Here is a 24082-nt window from a genome sequence, read left to right as displayed (position 1 = left end):
GGGTGCTCCGGGAGAACCAGCCAAACAGGCAAGGAAATGGAGTGGAGCAGTGAACGGGCTTTTGGCACTTAACCTGCTAAAGGAAAAAGGATTAACGCAGGCGCGTTTGGGGATGGACTGGCCTTCCCCAAGGGGCCTGCGGGCAACCAAACTGGTTCAAAATGGCCCGCCTGAGGCGGGAGTGATTTGAAAAAAAGTCTTGGAAAAGTTACAATTCGGTGAAAAATAGTTTTCTGTTTGGCATATGCTAGAGACGTTTTTACGCGGTGACTACGCCGCGCAGCCGATGGATTTGCCAGTCATGATACTGGCGCTGTGTTTGGCCTTCCTGGGCGGCCATGTCATCGCGTGGACGTACATGGCCACTCATTCCGGACTTTCCTATTCTCGCACGTTTGTCAATGCCATGATTGTTTTGCCGATGATTGTCACGTCGGTGATGATGGTGTTGTCCAACAATCTGGTGACAGCCTTCGGCTTGATGGCGGTGTTTGCCATTGTGCGCTTCCGCAACATCCTGCGGGACACATTGGATACCACCTACATTCTGGCGGGCATCGTCGTAGGAATGGCGTGTGGGACGCATCGTTTTCCCGCGGCGGTGATTACGTGTGTCATGGTCTCGGTGGTTTTGCTCTACCTGAGCCTGACAATGTTCGGGGCGCGGCACCGGTATGACATCATCGTGAACCTGCATTGGGCGCGGTCCTTGAAGGAATTGCCGGAATTGAAACGGCTCCTGGACCGGCACAGCCGGCAGACCCATTGCGCCAGCCAGCGGACCAGCGAGGGTTACGAGGGAGCAGATTTGAGCTATCGGCTTTTATTGCGCAATCCCGAACGCGAACAGGACCTCCTGACCGAATTGAAGGCCATGGAGGGGGTTTCGCGGGTGACCAGCATGAAAGCTGAGGACGAATCTGAAATCTAGTAGAAGGCACACCGATGACCGCATTACCCAAGATTCCGAGTCCCCCGTCGCATTATTGGCGGGAGTTCCGGCATGGATATCTGCCGATCATTGTTTTCCTGGGCGTCCTGGTGTTTTCCGTGAACCTGTGGAACCGGCACGTGGCCCCGCCCAGCATTGTCGGGGAAGTGGAGGCCATCCGCTCCAGCATCACGGCCACCGAGCCGGGCGAAATTCAAGAACTAAGCGTGGACTTGCTGACCCGGGTGGAGAAGGGCGATCCCATTGCCACCATCAGCGTGATGGAAGACGAGACGGTCAAGGCCAGCATCAATTCCATGATGGCCGATTTGACCATTCTGGAGGAGCGTTTGCGGCAGGGCACTTTCCGCTTTCAGGAAAACCTGGAGAGCCTGCGGCACAACATCTGGCAGCGCAAAATTGAGCTGGCCAATGACCGGGCGCAACTGGTCTATGCCGAAGCCCAGCTCAAGCGCGCCCAGTCCACCGCGGCCGGCGGGGTGACTTCGCAGGCCGAGTATGACCTGGCCAAGGCCAACGCCGAGTCGTTGCGGGGCAAGGTGAAAGAACTGGAAAACCTCATCCAGGCGATGGAGCAGAACGTGGCCAAACTGGAAAAGGGCGCCAGCCAGGCCGGCGGGGACGAGGCCAACAAGGCCATTGCCCGCGCCATCGAAGCCAAACAAGCGGAAATCAAGGCGCTGTCGGCGCCGCTGGTCATCCGCGCTCCCATGTCCGGGGTGGTGAGCGCCGTTTATAAACGCAAAGGCGAGCGCGTGGTGCGCGGTGATGTCATTGTGCTCATCAGCAGCATGGAGGCCGAGCGAATTGTGGCCTATGTGCGCCAGCCCCTGAACGTCAAGCCCAAGGTGGGCGACACCGTGGAAGTGCGCAGCCGTTCCCAGGGCCGGGCGCTGGCCCAGGCCAAAGTGATGAAAGTGGGCACGCAGTTGGAGCCCATCAATCCCGCCATATTGCCCATGGCCGTGCAAAATGGCGTGATGGAATATGGCCTGCCCATGCTGATTACGCTGCCCAAAGGGCTGGCCTTGATGCCCGGCGAAATTGTGGACATCAGCCTGCCCGCCGGGGTGCGTTAAGCCCTCCTTTTTTCTTGCAGAGGCCGCCTCCTGCCGAGGCGGCCTTTTTTCGTCGCCGTGCCTGCTCCTGCTGGCGTGGGCTTTTCAACTAAGGCTTGTCTGACCCGCAGGGGCCCGCTTGAATATGCCGCATGAGAGCAGTGCAATTGGTGGCCCACGGCACGCCGGGGCGTTTTGAAATGCGGGAATTGCCGGACCCGCGTCCCGGCGAGGGCGAGGTGGTGGTGCAGGTCATGGCCTGCGGGTTGAATCATCTGGATTTGTGGCTGGAGGAAAATGGCCTGCCCATCCAGCCCAGCCTGCCACGCACGGCGGGTTGCGAAATCGCGGGGCGGGTGACCCAGGTGGGGCCGGGGGTGACCGCCTGGCGGCCGGGGGACCGCGTGGCGGTGCAATCCAACATTTTCTGCGACCAGTGCGAGTTTTGCCAGCAGGGAGAGGAATCGCTATGCCTGCGCAGCGAGCTGCTGGGCATCCAGCGGGATGGCGGTTTTGCGGAAAAGGTGCTGGTGCCGGCGCGCTTGTTGGTGGCCTTGCCGCCGACGGTGGATTTTCCGACGTCTGCCGCGCTGACATTGGCGGGCAGCACCGCCATGCACATGCTCACGCACCGCGCCACGGTGAAGGCCGGGGAATGGGTGCTGGTCATGGGCGCGGCCAGCGGGGTCGGCTCGGCGGCCATCCAGATTGCCCGGGGGCTGGGGGCGCGCGTCATTACCACCGGCACCACGGAGGCCAAACGCAAGCTGGGCTTGCAGTTGGGCGCGGAATACGCGCTGGACCCCGCCGATGCGCGCTGGACCAGCGAGGTGCGCAAAATCACCAATAAACGCGGCGTGGATTGGGTCATGGAGCATGTGGGCGGCGACGTGCTGCCCAAAGTGATGGAGTGTCTGGCCCGCGGGGGCGCCATCGTGACCTGCGGCGCCACGGCGGGGCGGCAAATCACTTTCGACATCTGGCCGTTTTTTGTGAAACAACAGCGGCTGATTGGCAGTTATGGGCGCAATCGCGCCGACATGCGGGCGACACTGGACTGGGCGGCCGCCGGCAAATTGAAGCCGGTGATTCACGCGATTTACCCTCTGGAGCGGGTGCCGGAGGCTTTTGCCGCGCTGCGCCAGCGGCAGGTGCTGGGAAAGATTGTCATTCAACCCTGAGGAGCGCATAATGGGCGGCCTATGAAAAACACCTCGCTGTGGATTTGGGTCTTGTGGTCGTGCCTGGGAATGGCCGGGACCGCGGCCGAGCCTAATACGTTGACACCAGCCGAGCGCGCGGAAGGCTGGCGGCTGTTGTTCAATGGCAAAAACCTGGAAGGCTGGCGCAGTGTGCATCGCGCCACGCCTCCCACCACCGGCTGGGTGGTGACCAATGGCTGGCTGGTGAAAGTGGCCGGCCAGCGCGGGGGCGACCTCATTTCCACGCAGCGCTTTGAAAACTTTGAGCTGTCCTGGGAGTGGCGCATCCCGGCGCGCGCCAACAATGGCGTGAAGTATATGTTCACAGAAAAACGCGGCGTGGGGCACGAGTACCAGATGATTGATGACACCACCATTAAAAGCCCCAAACAACAAACCGCCTCTTTTTATGATGTGCTGCCGCCGCGGCCGCATGCGCCCGTGAAGCTGGCGCCAGAAATCAATCATTCGCGGGTGGTGGTCCGCGGCAACCACGTGGAGCACTGGCTGAACGGGGAAAAAGTGTTGGAGTACGAATGTGGCAGCCCGGAGCTGCTGGCCGCAGTGGCGAAAAGCAAATTCCGGGAGGCGCCGGACTTTGGGAAGAAAATTGCCGGCCATCTCCTGCTGACGGACCACAACGACGAGGCGGCTTTCCGCAACGTCAAGGTGCGGGAATTACCTGCACCGTAAAGGACGGTGGCTCGGCGGCCAGGGCCGAGCTGGGGGACATCCCCCCCGCCAGCGAACACAGAATCAACAGCACGGCGGCGGCCAGCAGCGCCAGCAGGGCATTGCGCTCGCGCGCGTCAAACCACTGCATGATGCCGTGGTGGCGCTCTCCGCCGGGTAGTGCTGTTGATTCACGCTCGCTCATACATCTCCGTTACATAGGATAAGACGGAATTCGCGGCGAAATGTTGGAATCTTTTTTTATTTTTTTTGCGCCGCTTCGCGGGGCTTCAACGCCGCAGCCGGAAAAAACGCACCTTTCCGGGCAAGTCATTGGTCCAGGCGCGCCATCCCGCCAGCGCGGGCGGCAGGGCTGGGAGGGGCTGCCAGGGGGCGGAAGAGAGTTGCTCGGCCGTTTCCAGGAGAAGGCCCGGTTCATCCGGCCAGCGCAAGACAAGGTGCCGGCCTTCCCGGGCAATCGCCAGCCGGGGAGTCGAAGGCATGACATCCGCAAAGGCGGTGCCTACCAGCAGCCTGTCCACGCTGAGGAGGCCGATGTTGGCCGCCTGGCGGAAGGCCCAAGCGGACACCGTGCTGCTGCTGGCGCTGTCCGTGGCCATAATCGCGGGGTCTTGTTCCGTAACGGGGTCCAGCCACAAGACACACTGGCCATTGTTCACATTGAAGCGGGTGACGACCGTGTAGCGTTCTTGCGGGGCCAGGTTTTGCGGCATTTCCGCCGTAGGCAGGGCGGCGGCACTGCTCAGACCCAGCCGATAATGCCCGGGCGGCGCCTGATTGGTGGAAATAAAGAGTCGGCAGCGATAGCCGGTGCCGCCGTCTTTGTAGTGGGCCCAATAAGCGGGGACGGCATTGGTGGGAAGGCGGAGGAGGCGGAAATCCACACGCGCATACAGCACGTAACCGCTGCCGGAGGTGAGGGCGGCAGGCGCCAGCGCCGCGCTGACATCTTCCGAATTGGTTTCGCAGAGCCACAGGGCGCCATGCTCCACCTGGGCCTGCCCCGCCTGGCCGCTGTGAGATTCCCAGCGGGCAGCGCCCACTTGAATCAGCGGCCCGTCGGGGTAATCGAATTCTTCTGCCAACAGTTGGCCGGGATGGGGCGCCACCGTGACTTGGAATTGGTTGGTGGTTGGCAAATGACCGTCATCCACCACCAGTGAAAAGACGGCGTGACCGGCCCGGTCAGGCGCCGGGCGCAGGGTCAGCCGGCGCGCGTATCCATCGCCGGCCAACGTGATGTTTGTCGCAGGAAACAAAGCGCGGTCCGAGCAGGTCACGGTCACGGCCAGCGGGTCCTGTTCGGCGTCGTTCAGCAGCACGGGCAGGTCCAAAAGTGTTTGATTTACACCTATCAGATGGTCAGGCATGGGCTGGCAGGTGGGAGCGCCGATGCGGACGGCAAACGCGCGTTGTGCGCTCAAGCCGGTATCATCCAGAGCCGTGAGGGTGACGCGGGCCAGGCCCTGGCGGCCTGCGGCGGCATGCAGCCGAAGGATGCGCTCGCCGCCGGCGCCGTCGAAAATAAATCCCTCCGGCGGAATCAGCTCGGGCGGGTCGCATTGGCCATACAGGAAGATAAAGGGCAGCGGGGTGTCTTCATCGGCCAGGGTGAGCGCCAGCGGCGGGGATACTTCCCCTGCGGGCAACTGCAGGTCAGGCAGGGCGGAAAGGGTGGGGGGCGCGCCTGGGGGCGCGACTTCCGCAAAGGAAAAGCCGAGGCGCAAGCTGTCGAGGGTGAGTTCGCCCATGCCATTGCCGCTGGCCAGGGATTGGCGCAGGGCGAAGGCATGGATGGCCAGCGGCGCGGTGCCGTCGGGCGGGAGGTCCAGAGCCGGGTCTTGTTCGCTGGCGGGATTCAGCCACAGGGTGGCCGCTGGTGGATTCAATTGATACCGCAGGATGACCACTTGGTCTGTTTGGAGCGCACAAGGTTGAGGATGGTATTGGGCGTACAAGGGCGAAGTGACTCCGGTCAGTCGCAGTCCCAGGCGGTATTGACCGGCGGGGCTGTCCAGGGTGGTGGCGTAAAGGCAGGCGCGGTTGTTGTTGACGCCAGCATCCTTGAGCAGGGCAAAACAGCCGCCCCCGCCGGTGGGCAGCCGCGAAAAATTCACCGTAAACCGCACATAGAGCACGCCGCCAGTGTGGGGGCGTCCGGGTAGAAACACCTGCAAGTCCTCGCTCAAAGTTTCGGAGAGACAGGCCCGGCCCTGGGCCACCCGAAGCTGGTTGGAGGTGCCGCTGTAATGGCTCCAAGCCTCCGGTGCCCGTTGCACGAGTGGGCCGTCGGGGTAGGGAAAAGTCTCATGCAGCAGCAGGGCGGCGTGGAGCAGTCCGCAAAAGAATGGTCCCAGGCCAATCAGGGGCAAAAACCAGAAGGGAAAGCGGTTACGTCGAAGGGGTGAAGCAGCAAAAGCGTTTAGCGCGGATGCCATGAATGGCGTGACCCTAACAAAACCCTGAGGGCCGCCGCAAGCGCTGCCTGTGGGCGCGCAGGGGCAGGCACGTCAACCGCCGATGGCGGTCATGGGCCGGCAGGGGGTAAAACCCTGGCGGAAAGAATGGGCCAGGGGCTTGCGGGCCATGGCCTCCTGCAGGAGCTGCTCCAGTTCGGCGTCACTGGCGCCCCGCCGCAGGAGGGCGCGCAAATCCAGTTCGCCATGGTCGCCGAGGCAGGGGCGGATTTTGCCGTCAGCGGTCAGGCGCATTTTGTTGCATTGGTCGCAGAAATGGGGGGTGGTCAGGGCGCCGATGAAACCCACCAGCGCGCCGGTGTGGCGCAGGCGGTAGTACCGCGCCGGCCCCCAGCCCAAACGCGCTTCAGGCACGGGTATCAGATCATCATGCTGCTGGAGCAGGCGCATGGCGGCCGCGACTGGCAGGAAGTGGCGTTCATCGAGCACTTCCGTGGAAGTGATGGGCATCAGTTCTATCAATCGCAGCGGCAGACCGTGCTCGGCGGCAAAGAGGGTGAGGGGCCAGATTTCCTGTTCATTGACGCCGCGCATCAGCACGCAGTTGAGTTTGATGCATTCAAAGCCACAGGCCACGGCGGCGCGGATGCCGGCCAGCACGCGCGCCAGGCTGCCGCCGGTAATCCGGCGATACAGCTCCGGATTCAAGGCATCGAGGCTGATGTTGACGGTGCGCAGGCCGGCGGCGCGGAGTGGGGCCGCCAGCTCGGCCAGACGCAGGCCGTTGGTGGAGAGGGCCACGCAGCTCACCCCGGGCAGGGAGGCCAGGTCCCGGGCAATGTCCACGACATCCGCGCGCACCAAAGGTTCGCCGCCGGTGAGGCGGAATTTGCGGAAGCCGAGGCGGGCGGCGGTCCGGGCCACGCGCACGATTTCCTCGCGGGTCAGGTGGTCAGGGCGCGAGCGCCAGCCGTGGTATCCCTCCGGCATGCAATAGAGGCAGCGTTCGTTGCAGCGGTCCGTGATGGACAGGCGCAGGTAATCGAGGGTGCGGCCGTGGGCGTCCATGATTCAGGCGGGTTGATGCGGGTCACGTCCCTGCAAATGTTCAAGGGCCTCGAGGATGGCCTCCCGCAGGGCGCCCAGGCACTCGGCCACCGCGCGGGGCTTACCGGGCAGATTGATGATGAGGGTGGCGCCGCGCGTGCCCGCCACGGCGCGGGAGAGAATGGCGGTCTTGACGACGGCATACGATTGCAGCCGCATGATTTCGCCGAAACCGGGCAACTCTTTTTCCAACACCTGCCGGGTGGCCTCGGGGGTGACGTCGCGCGGGGTGATGCCCGTGCCGCCGGTGGTGACAATCAACGCGCATTGTTCGTCATCCGCCAGCTTGCGCAGGGCGGCGGCGATGGCCGGGATGTCATCGGGCACAATAGTCCGCAGGAAAGTGTGGTTTGGCCCCAGGTACTCTTGCAGCACCCGCTCAATTTCGGGGCCGCTGGCATCGGCATATTGGCCGCTGGCCGCCCGGTCACTGATGGTCACCCGCCCAATTTTCATAGCCTTGAACCAAGAGCTTCAGCCGCCGGAGACAGGGGGAATAAGGGCTACTTCATCGCCGGGGTGGAAAAGGGCGCCAGCCGAAACGTATTCCCCGTTGCGGGCCAGCCGCACGGTGGGCCGGTAGGGAGCCAGGGCCGGGTGTTCGCGCAGGAGCTGCTCCCACAGCTCACTGACGGTCAACGCGGCGGGAGCCGGCCACTGGATTTCCGCGCAGCCGGCGGCGTCTTTCAGTTGAGCAAACAACAAGATGCGCATAATTGCGTCCAGGCAGCGGGCGCTTCGCTGTGACGATGAAGCTTAATGCCCAAAGATGCCCTCAACCTTGACTTCCGGCAAGGTTTTCGGCGGCCGCCCAGTCAAGCAAGGGGGTGCAGGGACCCCTGGCGGACCTCCCAGCGATGCAGCGAGCGGCTCAATTCGCGTGGCCAGTTTTCCTCGGTGCAGGTCATGAACACCTGGCCGTGGGCCTGGCGATTGCGTTCGAGCAGGGGCAGGAAACCGCTGCGGCGTTTGAGGTCCAGCTCGCCCATCACATCATCAATCAGGAGGATGGGCGGGGCGCCGAGATGATCCGTCAAAAATTCCGCCTGCGCCATTTTCAGGGCGAGGGCGAGGGTGCGTTTTTGTCCTTCGCTGGCGTACTGGGCGGCGGGCTTGCCATTGAGCAGCAGGGCCAGTTCGTCCCGGTGCGGGCCGACGAGGGTCAACCGGCTGGCGCGCTCTTGCTCGCGGCTTTGCTCCAAAGCCCGGGCCAGGTCCAGCTCGCCGGAGGAAGGCTGGTAGGCCAGTTGCAGGGCCTCGCCGGGCGGCGCGATGCGGGCGTGGGCGGCGCCGACCAGCGGGGCCAGGCGGGGGAGCAGATCGCGGCGCAGGCGGATAATCTCGGCGCCGGCGGCCACGGTTTCGCGGGTGAAGCCGGCCAGGGCATGTTCATCCCAGCGGCGGCTGCGGAGCAGGGCATTGCGGGCGCGGACGGCGCGGGTGTACCGCTGCAACAAGTTCAGATAGGGCGGATGCGTTTGCGCCAGCAGCAAATCCATGAACCGGCGGCGGACGCGGCCGGGGCCTTTGACCAACTGGGTGTCCTCGCTGCAAAACACCACGGCGCGGAGCGTGCCATAGTAATCGGCCAGCCGGCGGACGGGCTGGTTGTTCAGGAGCAATTTGCGCTGGCGGGGCGACCAGAAGATTTTCACCTCATGGCGCAGGGGGCCGACGATGCTGGCGGCCATCCAGTAGCCGCGCGCTCCGTGGCGGATGAGCTGCGCGCCGCCCACGCCGCGAAAGGAGCGGAGGGTGGCCAGCAGGTAGATGGCCTCCAGGAGATTGGTTTTGCCCTGGGCATTGTCCCCCAGGATGAGGTGAAAGCCTGGCGCAAACGCCGCGTCCAGCCGGGCGTAATTGCGAAAGTCACGCAGTCTCAAGCGTGCCAGGTGCACAAGGCAAGGTTAGAAAGCCGGGGGCAGGGCGGCGAGAAATTTTCAGGGGGTAGGAGAGGGGGAAGCGGGGAGCGGGCTTCGCTGGGGGCAGGGTGAAACATGGCTGGACAAGCGGCGGGCATGGGGTAGGTTTTCTCGAATGATGGTGCTACCGAAACCTGAAGTCATATTGACGCATGAAAGCGACCTCGATGGCCTGATGTCCGGCGTGCTTTTGCAACGGCTGGCGCGCAAGCTGTTTGGCGGCTATGTGCCCCTGGAGGCGTGTCACTACAACATCTGGCGCAACCGCGATTTGCGCGAGCGCTCCGCCTGGGTGGCGGACTTTGCCTTTGAGCCGCGGCTGGACCGGGCCAACTGGCTGCTGGTGGACCATCACCCCTGCGAGGCCCAGCCCAAACACCTGATGTTCATCCATGACACTCAGAAATCGGCCGGCCGGCTGTGTTATGAGTTGTGTGTCCAGCACGGGATGGCCTCGCCGGAGCTGGAACGGCTGGCGCATTTGAATGACGTGGCCGATTTGTTTTGGGAGGAGGATCCGGATTTTGTGTTTGCCTGCGACGTGGCCAACCTGGTGAAGGTGTATGGTTTCTGGAATCTACACGCGCTGGTGGAGGGCCGCATCGAGGCCCTGCTGAACCATCCACTGCTGGAGGTCATGGCGGTGAAGCGCCGGATTGAAGACCCGCTGGGTTACGAGTGGAGCAAAGAACACATCATTCCGCTGGGGGCCAAAGTGGGGCTGGTGGAAACAGTGGTGGGCAACAACAACGCCATTATTTTCCAGCTTCTGGAGCGCAAGGCCACGCCGTACGAGGTGCTGGTCACCCTCTTTCGCAAGAGCAATGGCATGATGATTGCCAGCTTCCGCAGCCAGAACGGTCAGGCGCTCAAGGCGGCCGAGCGGGTGCAGGGCGGCGGTCATCCCAACGCCGCCGGCGCCATTTTGCCGCGGCATGTGCGCAATCTGGCGGATGCAGTCACGTATCTCACGGGCGTTTTCAATCCCACGCCCGCCAAGGGCGCGCCATTGAACAGCCTGGAGGCATTGTTTGCCGATTTGGACTCCAAATCTTAAGCCGCAAATCCCGGCGGCGTAAAAGGCCGCAACGCAGCGGGGGCAACGGGGCAGGGCGTTTTCAGGGGCGCGGCACGCCGGCGGCTTCGGCGGGGGAGGGCGCAGCGGGCTGGGTGAGCGTGGCGGCTTTCAAGTCGGCCCGCACGATGTCCAATTGGTTTAACTGGGCCGCAGTGCGCCGGGCCAGCAGGCGGGGATTGTCGGTCATCATGGCTTGGGCATCAGCGGCGAAGACAGCCCTTTCGCGGCGCCCGAGATAGGTCTGGAGCACGCGAAGGTAATCCTCGGTGAGCCGCAGCAAGGGGGGCGCGACGCGGGCGCGCAACATTTGGAGCTGCCCGATTTTCTGGCGCAGGACGGCCCGCTGGCGGCCCGTTTCCCATTGCTCAATCACGGTTTGGAGGCTGACCTGCTGGCGTTGGGGGCGTCCATCCTCACCTTTGACCTGCACGGGGCAGGCCAGGATTTCTTCGAGTTTGCGCCAGCTTTCCGCGACGGAGTAGAGGTTGGCCTGGTCGCGGCCGGTGACGGTGGCGATTTGCACATTCCACCATTTATCCACGTCCCGCATGTTTTTGAAGTGTGAGGCGAAGGCCTGGAGAAAACCGGTCTGCCAGTTCAAGTGGCGGGCGGCATGCTCTTGCAGGTACCGGCGCAGGCAGGCGGGGCCGTCCGGCAAACGCAGCAGGCTCAGGACAAAAAGGTGGGCGCACTGGTCATAATACTCCCCCGGCGGCTCGTTCAGCAGGAGCGCCGGCGGCCAGTTCAGTTCATCCACGGGCAATGGCTCGCGTCCGGCCAGCCGTTGGCGGATGACCCCCAGCGGGTCCAGGCGGCGCTCGACGCGCACGGTGGCGGTGTCACGGCGTCCGGCATCGGGCACCACGCGAAAAGTGGCGCCGTAACGCAGCTCCAATAGCTCTCCCAGGCCGCGGGCAAGCCACGGGGGAAGTTCGGCGGCGCGGGTGCCGGCCTGGCGGTCAGCCATTTCCTGCAACAACACCGCCACCAGGGCGCGGTTGAGGCGGACTGGCTCCACCTCGCTGGGGATATGCAACTGGTAAAACCAGCCCTGCGGGGTGTATTGAGCCTTGACCGTTACGGGTTCCCCCAAATCGGCCGCGCGGTAGAGGTTGATGAAAATGCGCCCGCGCCAGGCATCCGGGCTGTCCAACTCGCGCAGCAGGGCTTGTTTGACCCGCTCCGCCCAGACCGCCAGATTGGCCTGATTGAGCAGGACAAAGTTGGTTCGCCTTTCCTGGTTGATGTAGGCAGGCGAAGGCAGGATTTCCGGCGGTCCCTGCGCTACAAACTGGCGGGACTGGCTTTCAATGGACAATAATTTGGGCCAAGCCGGCGCAGGGGCGGAGGTGGCCGCCGGCGCGAGGCCCGCCCCTAACAGCGTGAGCCACAACGCGCTGGCGTGCCAGCCCGTGCCGGTCAGGCGCATGAGCCAATCAGGTTTTCTTGCTGCCGCCCCCGCTGTTGCCGCCGGAGGAGCCGGAGCTGCCGCTCCCGCTGCTGGAAGAGGAGGCGGAGCTGGAGGTGGAACTGGAGGAGGAGGGGCTGGCCTCTTTTTTGGCTGCGGCCTTGTAACTTTCACTGCGGTAATCGGTAATGTAAAAGCCGCTGCCTTTGAAAATCAGGCCGGCTCCAGAGCCCAGAAGGCGGCGCACTTTGCCTTTGCCCCAGCGTTTCTGCGGGCATTTATCCTTGGGACAAACCGTGAGCGGTTCGTCTTTCATGCTCTGAAAAACTTCAAATTGATGCTGACATTTCTCACAAACGTACTCGTACGTTGGCATAGCTCATTCCCTCAAATAAACTCCAGAGCCATATTCTATAGAGCAAAGCGGGCTTTTCGTCCAAGAGATAAAACATCAAGGGCGGGTAGTGGACATGGGCAAGGAAGGGCCCCTCGCCGCCCGGGTTGGGTGGGGGCGGACGGCAGGCTTCCCGCTGAGTTTAAGGATGGGGGGCAGCGCAGGAGCCGCCCCCCGGAGGTGGCGGTTTATGGGATGTAGAGGCGGTAGAATCGGTTGGTGCGAGAGGGGTTGGGGTCAGTCAAGAGCGCCGGGCGGTTGGAAGGTTCCGGCGGCAGATTGGTCAGGAGCTGCCAGGCGGGCTGGCCCAGAGCATCCTTGAATTCCAGGCGGTAGGCCCGGTTGGAGACGGCGATGAATTGGAGGACGGGCTGGCCTTCGACCACGACGGCTTGGAGGGCGAGTACGCTGCGCGGGTCTTGCGGGTTGGTGCCGGCCAGGAATTCCTGGAGGTTGGTGTGGCCGTCACCGTCAGAATCCAGACCGGCATCGTTCGTGCCAACAGTCAGACCGTTTTCGCGCTCCCAGTCATCCGGCAGGCCGTCCTGGTCGGCGTCCATCGTGCCTTCACTGATGGTGAGCGAGGCCAGGCGGCTGATGAAGGTGCCGGCCATGTTGGTGATGGTCAGGAAATAAGCGCCGGCATCGGCGGGCTGGGCATTGGAGATGACCAGCACGGAGTTGGTTTGGCCGGGCAGCAGAATATCCGGCGCCTTCCACCACTGGAAGGCGAGTGGGGCCTGGCCGCTGGCGACGGCAAAGAAGCGGGCGGTCTGGCCGGGGGTGAGGGTGAGGTCCTGCGGTTGCAGGACCAAGCTGGGCGGCAGCAGGAGGGTGAGCCAAGCCACGCCGCTGGTGACCACGCCAAAGGCGTTGCTGACGATGACGCGGTAGTCACCCACGCTGCTGGCTTGTGCCGCAGGCAGGAGGAGGGTGCTGTTGGTAGCGCCCGGGATGGGGGTAAAGAGGGGGCCGTACCATTGATAGGCGAGCGGCGCGGTGCCGGTGGCGGTGACCTCAAAGGCTGCCTGAGCCCCAGCAAGGACCTGGGTGCTGGCCGGCCCGGCCACCAGCGCGGGCGGCAGGGGGGCTTCGAGGAAGGCGGCCTCGCTGGTCACCACGCCGGAGTGATTGGAGACCACGACGCGGTATTCACCGAGCTGGGCGGAGGAGATATTGGTCAGGATGAGGAAGGCATTGGTGCCGGTGGCCAGGCGGTTGGTTTGGTTGAACCACCACTGGTAATAGAGGATTTCCGTGCCGCTTGCGCCGACATTAAAGGCGACATGTGCGCCGAGATTGGTGAGCACGCTCAGGGGTTGCTGGGTGATGGAAGGCGGCGCCGGTTGGTCCACGACGGTGAGCTGGCAGGAGTAGGCGGCAAAGGCGGCGGCGTTCATGGAATTGGTCACCAGGACGGTGTAAGTGCCGGCGTTCGCCGTTTGCACATTGGTGAGCACCAAGGTGCCGGTAGTTTTGCCGGGGAGATTGGTGCCATTAAGCTGCCATTGGAAACGGGCGTTGCCGACGGGGTTGGCACTGGCGGTGAGCACCGCCGTGCCGCCCACATGGGCGGTTTTATCCGTGGGCGGGTCCACCACCACCATTGCCACAAAGGCATGGAAGAGCGGGTTGGTGCGGACGAGGTTGGTCACGCCGCAGCGGTAGAGGCCGCCCTCGAAGAGCTGCACATTGTTGATGACGAGGTTGGTGCCCACCTCGCCCAATCGGGTGATGTCCACGCCGTTGCGATTCCAGACGAAGCCTCTGGGGTCCGAGCCGGAGAAGCCCGCAGTGATGCTGAGCGTGCCACCGACGCGGACCACCTGGCCGGTGGGCACGAGGGTGACGGTCGGAGTGGTGGCCACCTGGACGTTGGCTGGCGCGCTGGGCACGGTGCCCAAGCCGTCGGTGGCCAGCACGCGATACTGCCCGGATTGCGGCACTTGCGCATTGGTCAACGTCAGCGTGGAGCCGGTGGCGCCGGGGAGGTTGGTGCCGTTAAGCTGCCATTGATAAGCCACGGGGCCGTTGCCGGTGGCCTGAGCCGTGAGGGTGTAGTTGGTGCCCGCCAGGAGCACTGCGCCGCGTGGCTGGGCCACAAAGGATACCGCCTGCCAGACGGTGAGGCGCGCCGGGGCGCTTTCGGCGAAGCCACCCGGGCCAAGCACCACGGCCTGGTAAGTCCCGGCCTGGGCGAGCTGCACGTTGGGCAGCACGAGGACGGCGTTGGTGGCGCCGGGCAGGGGATTGCCGTTGAAGCGCCAGTGGTATTGCAGCGGGCCGTCGCCGGTGGCGCTGACCTGGAGCGTTGCTGTCTCATGCATCCAGACGGTCAGGTCGGAGGGCGATTGCGTGATGATGGGGGCAGTGCCCGGGGCGAAACCGCGGCCTGCGGTGGGCGGGCCGGCCGTCCAGTTGGCGGGGTCGTTTCCGTAGGCGGCCACGTTCAGGCGGTGGAGGGAGAAGCCGGCGCTGTCGGCGGCTTGCGGCCAGGGCGGATTGTCTGAGTACCGCACTTTGTCCACCAGGATGCGGTCGGGCTGGCCGGTGGTGGCGTCCAGCGGGCCGGGGCGGGTTAACTCGACGCTGTCTTGGGAATTATCCAATTTGCCCATGTACGGCCCAAAGATGGGGACATCTGGAGGCACGCGGTAGAAGTTGCGGAATTGCTCGAGCAGCACGTACTCGGTGGCAGGGTTGAAGCTGACCACCAGGAGGCGGCCCTGTGGCGGCAGAACCACACCGGAGGGGAATTCGTAATCCACGGCGTCGCGCAAGTGCCAGGTGAAAGAGGGATAGACGGGGTTGAAAAGCCAGACGGGGGCGTCGGTGATGTTTTGCAACTCGATGAACTCCATTTCTTTATTGTCGCTTCCGTCGGGATAATCGGGCGGGTGATACATGACCTCGCTGATGACCACGGGGCCAATGATGGGGCCGCTGTTGGTGGCGTCGAAGGTCATGCTGCGTTGCGGCGTCAGGTGGTCATTGCCGTTGCTGATGACATGGCGGCCAAAGGACACATTAAGGTCGGAGGCCCCAAAATCAAATCCATGATAGTAACCGGTAAGTTGTCCGTTGGCGTTGGCACTGAAGATATAGACTTCCTCGCCCTCGCCGCGGAAGGCGAAGCCGCGCGGATCGCCGGGGCGGTTGAACTCGGCTTCGGTGACCACGAGGAAGCCGCCGGGCGGGATGATGGTGTTGGAGGGGAATTGGTACTTGTAGGGCTGATTGAAGTTATCGGTCAGCCACCAGAAGCTGATGTCGGCGGGCACGGGATTGGGGTTGTGCAGCTCCACAGCGTCCACCAGCGGGGGCTGGGGACGGGAAAGGACTTCATTGACCACCACGGGGACAAAGGTGGGCGGGGCCGCGTCCGCCGCGCCGGGCGAGCCGCCGTATTGGGAGCTGACGCGCCAGCCTGCGGGGTCGTTGTCGGGCATGGTGTTGCCAGCGAGGACGAGGGAGAAGCCGGCGCCATCCGCGAGGCGATACCAATCTTCGTAACGGACGGAGAAGATGGGTTCGCCCAGCGCACCGGCCAGGTTGAGGCGTTCGTTGTTGTTGGCCAGGTTGCGTTCGAATTCGCCGGCGATGCGGAAGCCGGTGCCGTAGCGGGACTCAAAGGCGGCGCGGTTTTTCACCAGGAGGATGCGCTCACCCGGCCCCAGTAAGAGCGGGGTGTTGCGGAAATAATCCACGCGCACGTTATCGGCGTCCACTTGAAGAATCTGGGCGCCGTTGCGGCCGGCCAGCTCCAGGCGGTAGTCCTGGGGCAGGAGACCGTCAATTTGTACATTGGTCAGCACTGTAATGGGCGCGCCGGGTGTGCCGAGGCTGTTAGGGACAATGGTCAAATTGAGGCGCGCGCCTTCGAGGTTGCGCACCAATTCGAGGCGGGCGCGGTGAAACTGGCCGTTGTCCAGCTCAACGGCATTGGAGCTGATGAGGGCGCTGGTGAGGAGGCGGCCCTGGTAATAGATGTCGGCGCTGTTCTGCGAGGCCACGTTGCCCATGACCAAATCCAGCGCCAGGCCGGAGGCCAGGGTGGGTTCATTGGTGTAGTGGGATAAGGTGCTGCCGGGGCCATTGGCGCCAAAGACCGAGGCGGGCAGGAGGACGAGGGACAGACCGCCCGGAGCGGGCGGGACAACGCCGAATTCGACATTGATGTTGTCCACGTCCTGCGCGGCATTTTCGCCACCGGTGCGGGCGCAGATGCCCAGGCGCATTTCATAAGGGTTGACGCCGGCCACCTGGAAGTTGTTGAAGAGGGTCTCCGGCGTGCCGGGGGTGCCGAAGATGTTGGGCGTGATGCGCACGGTGACGAAGACAGAGCCCCCAGAGAAGCGGAGGGTGATTTCCGCGCGATGGAACTGGCCGGAGGCCAGATTCAAGGTGGGGGTGGCCACGCCGCCGGACACCAGGGCGCCGTTCCAGTGGATGGAGACGTGGTTGTTGTTCGGGTCGGCGGGGGCGCCGTTGTTGTAGATGTCAAACCCGAAGGCCAGCGTGTTGGCCAGGTTGGCTTCCTCGCTGAACACGGCCACGTTGCCGGAAGTGCCGAAGTTGGCGGTGTTCAAAAATGCCACGCCCAGGCCGTCCGCGCGGCCGGTGCCGGGCGTGAGGCGGAAGTCGAAAGTGGCGGTGATGTTGGTGAAGGTGCCCGCGGCGGAGCGGTTGAAGAAGATGCCATTGTTGAGGCTGTTGACTGCGGGAGTCAGGCGCATGAAGGTTCCGTAGGGGCCGCCGTCGGTGGCGGTGGCGGCTGTGCCGGAGATGCTGTAGGTGGTGCCGGCGGCATCGAAGTTGGCCACCGTGGGCGTGCCGCCCACCAGCGGCGGCGAGCTGTTGACACCGCGGAAATCCACTTCAGCGACGAGGCGGCCATAGACGCCGTCGAGGGTGCGGTCGAAGGCGATGCGGTTGCGATTGGTGCCGGTGTTGGCGGTGGCAAGGCGGATAAACTGGCCTGCCGGGCCACCCGCGGTGACGACGGCGCCGCCGCCCTGGCCGAGGGTGGAGCTGGTGTAGGGGGTGCCTTGAGCATCAAAGTCCTGGAGCGTGGAGGAACCCGCCGGGACGAGGTCGCCCATGGGGAAACGGAAGTCCACGCCGCCGGAAAGGAGCAGCCCCGTCAAATCCTGGGTGACGCTGCCCGTGTTCAGCAGCTCGATGAATTCGAAGTCCTGCTGGTCGAAGCGCGGGTCGTTGGAGGGAGCGGGATTGAACATGATTTCGGAAATCACCAGCGAAGGTGTGCTGGCGCCGAATTGAGCGGATACGGGCGCGCTCCATTGGTTGCTCAACCAGGCGCGGGCCACGATGCGGGAGTTGTCCGGCGGGATGATGCTATTGGTATAGACGAGGGCTTGCGGGGACACCGCGCCGCCGGGGAGGCGCGGGTCGGCGCCGTTGAGGGTGTAATAAATGCTGCCGGCCGGGGCGGACATGACGAGGGGGGCGTTGGCGGGGCCGAAGCGCCGGCTGAGAGTGGGCGGTTTGACAAATTGCTGGTCAATCCAATTGAAGCGCCCGGTTATCCAAGTTTTCATCTGGGCGATGATGGCGGCGTGGGTGCCCGGATTTTGGTAGTCCACATGCCAGCCGCCGGACGCGCCGTTGGGGTTGGGCCAGAGGTAGCGGGCCAGCCGCGGCCAGCGGGCCAAATCGCGGGCGATGGCCTCGGAAAGATAAGCAGAGAGTTCATCCACGCGGGCCAGGACGTTGGTGAGGTTGAAAACGTCGGCGGCCAATTCGGCCCAGCGGTCGGCGATGGCCTGCTGGAAATCAGGGTCGCCGGGTTCGCTGATGAGCCGGCGCAGCCAGATGTGCTCGGTGGTGCTAATCAAGGGGTAGTACCAGTTATTGGTGCGTCCGCCGTCGAGGTAGTTGGCGTTGCCAAAGCTGAGGTTCCAGTCCCAGATGGGTTCCATTTTGATTTTGCCGGTGCGGCCTTTCTGCATGTAATTGCTGAGGCGGTAGCCATCAATCTGCTTGGTGAATTCCACAATCCAGTGATTGTCCACAAAGGAGTCCACATCAATGTATTTGCGGTAACCGATGGTGCGGTCACGCCAGGCAGGCCCGTAAAGCGCGGCCTCCATTTCGTTCAGGTGGTTTTGCAACCAGGCAAGCTGGGTGGCGGTGATTTGGTCGGGACGCGGTTCGTGGATGCGGATATCCTGGCCGCTGGTGGTATAGAACAGCACATCCCCTGGGCTGGCCTTGTCCTTCTTGAAAATGAAGCCGCCGGTGATGGGGTCGCCGGGAGCGCCGGATTGCGGCGGGTCAATGTCCACGCGGTTGGGGTCCTGGCGGATTTTTTCGACGAGGAGATAGACGCCCACATAATCGTTGTTACCGACTTTGCCGGAGCGGTCGGCAGTGCCTTCGGGGGGAGTGCCGTTCCAATAGACTTCCACAAAGCGGCGGCGGACGGAGTAGTGCCCCATTTTTTCAAAAAGCTCATAGGCCAGGAAATCGTTGAGGAAGGTTTTGTCGTTATAGACGTTGATGAGGGCGAAGTCGGAGCCTTCCGGGAAATTCAGGAAAGACACCCGGCGGTCGCCGTTGTCTTCATCCCAGATTTCGAGGTTGTAAGGCTTTTTGTGCCGGCCATCGGTGTCGGGGAAAGACCAGGAGGTCTGGCCGCGTCCTTCCACGCCGACGCGGCCCTGGAAGTCAGGGCGGCTGAGGAGGGTGGTGCGGCGGTTGGTGGGGGAGTTGTCAAAGACGGTAATGATGCAGGTGGCCCGGGGGTTCATGTCCGGGATGATGTTTTGATTGAAGGTGTCCAGCACCACCACCGGCAGCGGGGAATTAAAGCTGAACACGGTGGGTTCGAGGAGGGTGTAATATTGAGAAATCTGGCGGCTGGGGAAATAGCCAGGCGCAAAGACTTTGGTGGAGACGATGGCGGAATTGCTGATGAGCAGCGGCTGGCCGTTGGTGTAAAGCGGCGAGGTATCGGTGACGGACGCGCCGTTCAGGGTATAACGGATTTGCGCGCCCGGCAGCAGGGAGTACAACTCCAATTGCAGGACGGCGTTGGTGTACACCCCGCTGGCGATGGTGTACAACGCCGGCGGCGCCTGCACGGGAAGGCCGGGCTGATTCGGTGCGCCGGGGGTGGGCGGGGAAATGAAGCCCGGGGTCTGGTTTTGCACGCGGAAGTCCACCAGCTCGGCTTCGAGCAGGAAATCGGTGTTGGCGGCGGAGAGGTTGAAGCCCTGAATGGCCAGCACGTTTTCGCCGGCATTCAAGGCAGCGCGGTAATCATTCAAATCAATCACTTCCACCACGGCCGCCGAGTGGCTGGCGGTGGCGGTGGCGTTCCAAGCGGGCACTGCGGGGGCATTGGCGCGGTAAACTTCAACGCCGTTGAGATAGACAATGCAGCCGTCATCGTAGCGGAGGCGCAGGCTGAGCGATTCCACGGCCGAGGGGCTGTCCACCTGGAAAGGCAGGCGCACATAGGCGGAGGAACGCTGGTTGAGCATGGGAGTGGCGAGGTCGGTGCGGAGATGGTCATAGTAGCCTTCCAAGGTGTCGCTGGTCAGGGGCGGGGTTTCGGCGGCCAGGCCGCCGTTGGCGGTGTCGCCCACCAGGCGGAAGACGCTGGCGTTAAAGGAGGCGTAGGTGCCCTGGGCGGCGAAAAGCTCGAGTTCTGAACCGCCGCCACGCTCGTAAAACACCAGGCGCATGGGATACTTGCCGCCGGCGGGGAAATTGAAGGTGGCGAGGGTGTCCGCCGGACCGCGTGGGGCGGGGTAGGACATTTGGAATGGTCCGATTTGAAGGATGAAGCCGTCATCGCTGTTGACGCCAAAGGTGTAAGGGCCGGGGCCGGGTATGGTAATCAGGCCGGTGGCATCTACCACAAAATCTTCGGTATCGGTATTGATGACCAGGCCGGGGAAGGTCAGGTCATTGGTAAAATTGCCTGAGCCGCCAGTGTTTAGGAAGTTGATGAGAGGGCTGATGGTGGTATTGACCCAGGCTTGGAGGGTGGGATTGGTGATGACTTGGAAGGCGACATCCAGCCCGCCCACCTGGAAGCTGCCGGCGGCCTTATAGTTGCGCACGGCAAAGCCCGGCACCACGTATTGGAAGCCCACGCCGTTCACGCCGGACTGCCAGGCACTGTCATCAAAGCCCAGGTTCATCCAGTTGGCGGGTGGTTCGGCGTTGGGGACGAGCACTTTGGCCGGGGCACTGGCGCTCAGCAAAGTTACCACCTGGCCTTGGCCGTAAGAAATGTCTGGGTTTTGGAGCGGGAAGCGCGGGGCAAACTGGGAGACGATGGTTCCCGTGGGGTCCACCAGGGCCAGATATTCACCATCGCCACTCAAATTGAAGTTGGCATGCAACGGCGCGCCCGGCGTGGCACGGTTTTTACCGGACGCGAAAACAATCATGAAACTGCGCGGTTCAATGTTGGTGGCGGGAAAAACCCACCGCCGCAGGTTGTTGGCCTGGTCGGTGAGGCTCCATCCGGCCAGGTTCACCGGTGAGTCGCCGGGGTTGTAGATTTCAATCCAGTCGGGATGGTCGTTGTCCTCGTCGGCGAGGGTGTTGTTGTTGATGGCCATAAACTCCGTGATAAGTGGGGGAGGAGTTTGGGCCTGGATGAGGGTTGTCATGAAGGAGGCCAGAGTCAACCACCTGGCCACGCCAAAGCAGAAACGCGCCATGGATTGCATAGTTTTGCTGGGTTGCTGATGTTACGTTATCGTTAACACCAACTTAAAACAGACGCCAGCAAAAAATTTATTAGGCGATAATTTGCAGGGCAGGTGTCTGGGCTGGGCAGGGAGCTTTTGCATTGACGGCGCCGCAAGAGCCGGTAGCATGCAGGGCATGCTTGGCTTGGGCCAGGCATGGCAACTCAAATCAATCATCAAAACCACACCCAAAGGAAGTTCTATGAGCAACGGCGAAGCAACTCAACCTCCCACGGCGCCGGTGACCCCTCCCTCACCTGAAGGTAAAAAGTGGCTGGTGGCCCTCTTGTTATCCATCTTGGTGGGTGGCCTTGGTGTGGACCGCTTCTATCTGGGCTACACGGGTTTGGGCATCCTTAAACTCGTGACGTGCGGTGGCTTCTTCATCTGGTACCTCTATGACGTCATCATGATTGCCACCGGCAAGATGAAGGACGCCCAAGGGCGGGATTTGGTGAAGGACTAACAGGCGGGGGCTCATGGCGCTGCCGGGTCAGAGTCGGCGGTGAATCATTTCCAAAGCCATGAGTGCGTAGCAGGTGACGAGCACGGGGTCGCGCTCCATCCAGCGGTTGCTCTCATTGACCCACGAGCCGTTGCGTTGCTGGCGGTCCAGCAGGCGCATGGCCAAAGCTCTGGCCCACGGCACGATACGCCCATCTTTCAAGTGCAAAGCATCCACTTCCCCCACGGTTAAGGCTTTGGCCATGGTGTGGTAGTAGAAATAGAGGCCCTCGGGGCCCATGCCGGGGTTTTCTTCGAGGGTGTAATTTTCCTGGAGCCATTGGAAGACAGCCTTGACGCGGGGGTCGTCTTTTTTAAGTTGGGCATAGAGGTAACTCAGCATGCCGGCGTAGCTGATGCTGCCGTAAGAACGGAGGCTGACTTTGCCGGTTTGGGAGTTGGTCACGCCGCCGGCCATGCTGTGACCGGGATAATAGACGAAGCCGCCCCGGTCACGTGGGTCATCTGAGACCCAGGGCTGGCGGTTGACGGTGGGCAGGTTTTGACAATTTTGCAGGAAGGCAATGGCGGCCTCATAATTCAAATCCGGCTCTTTGCTGCCGCTGTCCCGCACCAGATGGCGGCTATAATAGATGGCTTCCAAGGCATAGAGAGTGTTGCCCATGTCGCTATGGCGGTAGCGCGTGCCGTAGCCGATGCCGCCGTCAAAGGGGGTGTCTATTTTGCCGGGTTCGCCCAGGTCGTTTTGCTGGCCGACGAGGAAACGGCGGGCTTTGAGGATGACCGGCTGGTAATCGGCGCGGTTGGCGGCCAGGAGAGCCAGGATGCTGATGGCGGTGTTGTAGGTGGCGTAGTTGGTATGATAGATGCCGCCGTCTTCCTTGACCTGGGCCACCAGAAACCGATAGCCGCGCTGGAGGAATTCGGGTTCGGGGGAGGCAAATTTTCCGGCGGGGTCGCCCTTGAAACAAAGGAGGCTCATGGCGGTGAGGGCGGGCAACTCGGGGGTGGACCAGTGTCCGTTGGTATGTTGCTCGGCGCGGAGCCAGGCCAGGCCGCGGTCAATGGCCATTTGGACTTCGTTTTTGAAGGACTCATCCGCGGCCTGAAGTCCCAGTGGAAGAAGGCAAAGCAAGCAGGCGAAGGTGGCGCCGCCGATTCGGCTGGCCCAGGTGCGCAATGCCACGGTTGTCATACAAGTTAGCGTATCACAAAGGCCAGCCAGGGCCAATGAGGATTTTGTCAGCCCGCGCCGTGACCAGGATTAAGGGGAGGATTGAGGCGGGGCGTTGGTGGGGGAGCCGGTCGCGCCCAGTTGGAAGGTAAGGGTCACGGGGGTGCCGAGCGGGGGGCAGGTATTGGTGTTAACCATCCAGTTGTCATCGCGCTCGCGCCGGGGGCGGGGATTGTTCACCAGCGCGTCAATGTCACCGATGATGGCGACAAAGGAGCGGTCGCGTTGGGCCAGAAAAAGGCCGTCAAACACGCGAGAGCCGCTGTAGGTCCAGGGGCCGCGGGACATGGGGCGTTGATTGGCGACATCCCAGACCAGCTCTTCAGCCCGGCGCTCTTGTTTTTTCCCCTTGTCCTCCCAGGCTACGGTGAGGGTGATGGCATCGCCGGGGACGGGTTTGCGGTAATCTTCGTTAAGTTGGCCGGCAGGCGCGCCTTTGGCGCCCAGCAGGAGCATGGCCACATGGACGTGGTAAGGCTCCACTTCGGTGCGCAGCACGCTTTCATGCACTTTGCCCTGGACGCCCACGCAGAAGTATTCCACCAGACCCTGGTTCATGTTGACCACGGCGGGGAAGGAGACGGTCCGGCTGGTTTTGTGGAGGATGACCTGGCCCACCTGGAAGCGATGGTCGTCCAGGCGCTGAAACACCACATTGGTAACGGCGGGGTTCACGGGCACCGGGTTGGCCAGGGGTTTGGGGCCGGTTTGGGCCGGGGCCGGTGCTGCTATTGGCAGCCATAGGCAGAGAGCGGCGGTGAGGGGGAGGCCGGGTTTCATTTCACCAGCCCTTTTTGGACGGCATAACGCACCAAATCGGCGGTGGTGCGCAGGTTCAGTTTTTCGAGCAATCGCTGGCGGTAGGTGCTGATGGTTTTCACGCTCAACGAGAGGTTGTGCCCAATTTCCGTAAGGGTGTGTCCCTGGCCGAGTTGGCGCAACACCTGGAACTCGCGTTCGCTCAGCTTGTCGAGGGGTGAGGATTCCTCGGGTTCAATGGCATGAAAGGCCAGGCGTTCGCGCATGCCGCCGCTGATGTAACGCTGGCCGTTAAGGGCGGCGGTCAGGGCGCGTTTTAATTCCTCCGGGGAGCTGCCTTTTTCCACAAAACCGCAGGCGCCCCCTTTGAGGCCGTGCAGGGCTACATCTTCCTGTACCAGGCCGGTGACGAAGAGGATGGGTGTTTTGGGTCGGGCGCGGCGCAAGTCGGGGAGGATGTCCAGGCCGCTGCGGTCCGGGAGGTCAATGTCCAGGATGATTAAGTCCCAGGCTGTTTCCCGGGCCAGTTGGAGGGCGGTCTGGGCATTATCGGCTTCGCCGATTTCCACCTGCCCGAAGCAATGGCGCACGAAATGCACCATGCCCAGGCGGGTCAGCACGTGGTCATCCACAATTAAAACCCGGCGCATGTTTACTTTTG

At 62.9% G+C, this 24082-nt stretch carries 18 protein-coding genes; 6 read left to right on the top strand and 12 right to left on the bottom strand.

All coding sequences use genetic code 11. The annotated features are described in order from the left end of the window. The first annotated feature begins 244 nt into the window (after window positions 1-244). From NXS98_RS09605 to NXS98_RS09590, 4 genes are all read left to right on the top strand, one after another. Window positions 245-931 (top strand): DUF4956 domain-containing protein, encoded by a 687-nt coding sequence (locus NXS98_RS09605; protein WP_283844745.1) that lies wholly within the window; start codon window positions 245-247, stop codon window positions 929-931. A 14-nt stretch (window positions 932-945) separates the two neighbouring features. Beyond that, on the top strand, window positions 946-2031 hold the full coding sequence (locus tag NXS98_RS09600; RefSeq protein WP_283844744.1) for an HlyD family secretion protein: 1086 nt from the start codon (window positions 946-948) through the stop codon (window positions 2029-2031). Window positions 2032-2162: 131 nt separating this feature from the next. Then, on the top strand, window positions 2163-3191 hold the full coding sequence (locus NXS98_RS09595) for a zinc-binding dehydrogenase (protein ID WP_283844743.1): 1029 nt from the start codon (window positions 2163-2165) through the stop codon (window positions 3189-3191). 21 nt (window positions 3192-3212) lie between these two features. Continuing rightward, window positions 3213-3905: a 3-keto-disaccharide hydrolase gene (locus tag NXS98_RS09590; RefSeq protein WP_283844742.1), complete on the top strand. Its 693-nt coding sequence runs from the start codon at window positions 3213-3215 to the stop codon at window positions 3903-3905. Here NXS98_RS09590 and NXS98_RS09585 read toward each other — a convergent pair. The 6 genes from NXS98_RS09585 to recF form a co-directional block, all read right to left on the bottom strand. Further along, on the bottom strand, window positions 3877-4089 hold the full coding sequence (locus NXS98_RS09585) for a hypothetical protein (RefSeq protein WP_283844741.1): 213 nt from the start codon (window positions 4087-4089) through the stop codon (window positions 3877-3879). The two genes, NXS98_RS09590 and NXS98_RS09585, sit on opposite strands and share 29 nt — an antisense overlap. Before the next feature lie 85 nt (window positions 4090-4174). Beyond that, complete coding sequence (locus NXS98_RS09580) at window positions 4175-6277, bottom strand: hypothetical protein (protein WP_283844740.1); 2103 nt, start codon at window positions 6275-6277, stop codon at window positions 4175-4177. 138 nt (window positions 6278-6415) lie between these two features. Then, window positions 6416-7390: a GTP 3',8-cyclase MoaA gene (moaA, locus tag NXS98_RS09575; protein ID WP_283844739.1), complete on the bottom strand. Its 975-nt coding sequence runs from the start codon at window positions 7388-7390 to the stop codon at window positions 6416-6418. 3 nt (window positions 7391-7393) lie between these two features. Continuing rightward, window positions 7394-7885, bottom strand: a complete 492-nt coding sequence (gene mog / locus NXS98_RS09570; protein ID WP_283844738.1) for a molybdopterin adenylyltransferase — start codon at window positions 7883-7885, stop codon at window positions 7394-7396. Between the two features lie 18 nt (window positions 7886-7903). Then, window positions 7904-8143: a MoaD/ThiS family protein gene (locus tag NXS98_RS09565; RefSeq protein ID WP_283844737.1), complete on the bottom strand. Its 240-nt coding sequence runs from the start codon at window positions 8141-8143 to the stop codon at window positions 7904-7906. 101 nt (window positions 8144-8244) lie between these two features. After that, window positions 8245-9327: a DNA replication/repair protein RecF gene (gene recF / locus NXS98_RS09560; protein WP_283844736.1), complete on the bottom strand. Its 1083-nt coding sequence runs from the start codon at window positions 9325-9327 to the stop codon at window positions 8245-8247. Window positions 9328-9466: 139 nt separating this feature from the next. On the opposite strand from recF, the gene NXS98_RS09555 reads away from it, so the two are divergent. Beyond that, window positions 9467-10408 carry a DHHA1 domain-containing protein gene (locus NXS98_RS09555; protein ID WP_283844735.1) on the top strand — a complete coding sequence of 314 codons (942 nt, stop codon included), beginning with the start codon at window positions 9467-9469 and terminating at the stop codon, window positions 10406-10408. A 61-nt stretch (window positions 10409-10469) separates the two neighbouring features. On the opposite strand, the gene NXS98_RS09550 is transcribed toward NXS98_RS09555, so the two are convergent. From NXS98_RS09550 to NXS98_RS09540, 3 genes are all read right to left on the bottom strand, one after another. Continuing rightward, window positions 10470-11858: a hypothetical protein gene (locus tag NXS98_RS09550; protein ID WP_283844734.1), complete on the bottom strand. Its 1389-nt coding sequence runs from the start codon at window positions 11856-11858 to the stop codon at window positions 10470-10472. Between the two features lie 7 nt (window positions 11859-11865). Next, complete coding sequence (locus NXS98_RS09545) at window positions 11866-12213, bottom strand: FmdB family zinc ribbon protein (protein ID WP_283844733.1); 348 nt, start codon at window positions 12211-12213, stop codon at window positions 11866-11868. A gap of 206 nt (window positions 12214-12419) precedes the next feature. After that, entirely contained in the window at window positions 12420-20942 is an 8523-nt protein-coding gene (locus tag NXS98_RS09540) for an immunoglobulin domain-containing protein (protein ID WP_283844732.1), read from the bottom strand. Window positions 20943-21165: 223 nt separating this feature from the next. Here NXS98_RS09540 and NXS98_RS09535 point away from each other — a divergent pair, with 223 nt between their 5' ends. Continuing rightward, complete coding sequence (locus NXS98_RS09535) at window positions 21166-21429, top strand: TM2 domain-containing protein (RefSeq protein ID WP_283844731.1); 264 nt, start codon at window positions 21166-21168, stop codon at window positions 21427-21429. A gap of 27 nt (window positions 21430-21456) precedes the next feature. Here the strand turns inward: NXS98_RS09535 and NXS98_RS09530 are convergent, their stop codons facing one another. The 3 genes from NXS98_RS09530 to NXS98_RS09520 form a co-directional block, all read right to left on the bottom strand. Then, complete coding sequence (locus NXS98_RS09530) at window positions 21457-22623, bottom strand: prenyltransferase/squalene oxidase repeat-containing protein (RefSeq protein WP_283844730.1); 1167 nt, start codon at window positions 22621-22623, stop codon at window positions 21457-21459. A 69-nt stretch (window positions 22624-22692) separates the two neighbouring features. Beyond that, a complete protein-coding gene (locus tag NXS98_RS09525) occupies window positions 22693-23442 on the bottom strand; it encodes a YdjY domain-containing protein (protein ID WP_283844729.1) in 750 nt (249 codons plus the stop codon). After that, window positions 23439-24071, bottom strand: a complete 633-nt coding sequence (locus NXS98_RS09520) for a response regulator (protein WP_283844728.1) — start codon at window positions 24069-24071, stop codon at window positions 23439-23441. The genes NXS98_RS09525 and NXS98_RS09520 overlap by 4 nt, the downstream gene beginning before the upstream one ends. Between the last annotated feature and the right edge of the window lie 11 nt (window positions 24072-24082).

It is taken from the genome of Fontisphaera persica, assembly GCF_024832785.1.
Taxonomy (GTDB): domain Bacteria; phylum Verrucomicrobiota; class Verrucomicrobiia; order Limisphaerales; family Fontisphaeraceae; genus Fontisphaera; species Fontisphaera persica.
Note: the sequence above shows the minus strand (reverse complement) of the source record. Positions and strands in the feature narration are given on the sequence as shown.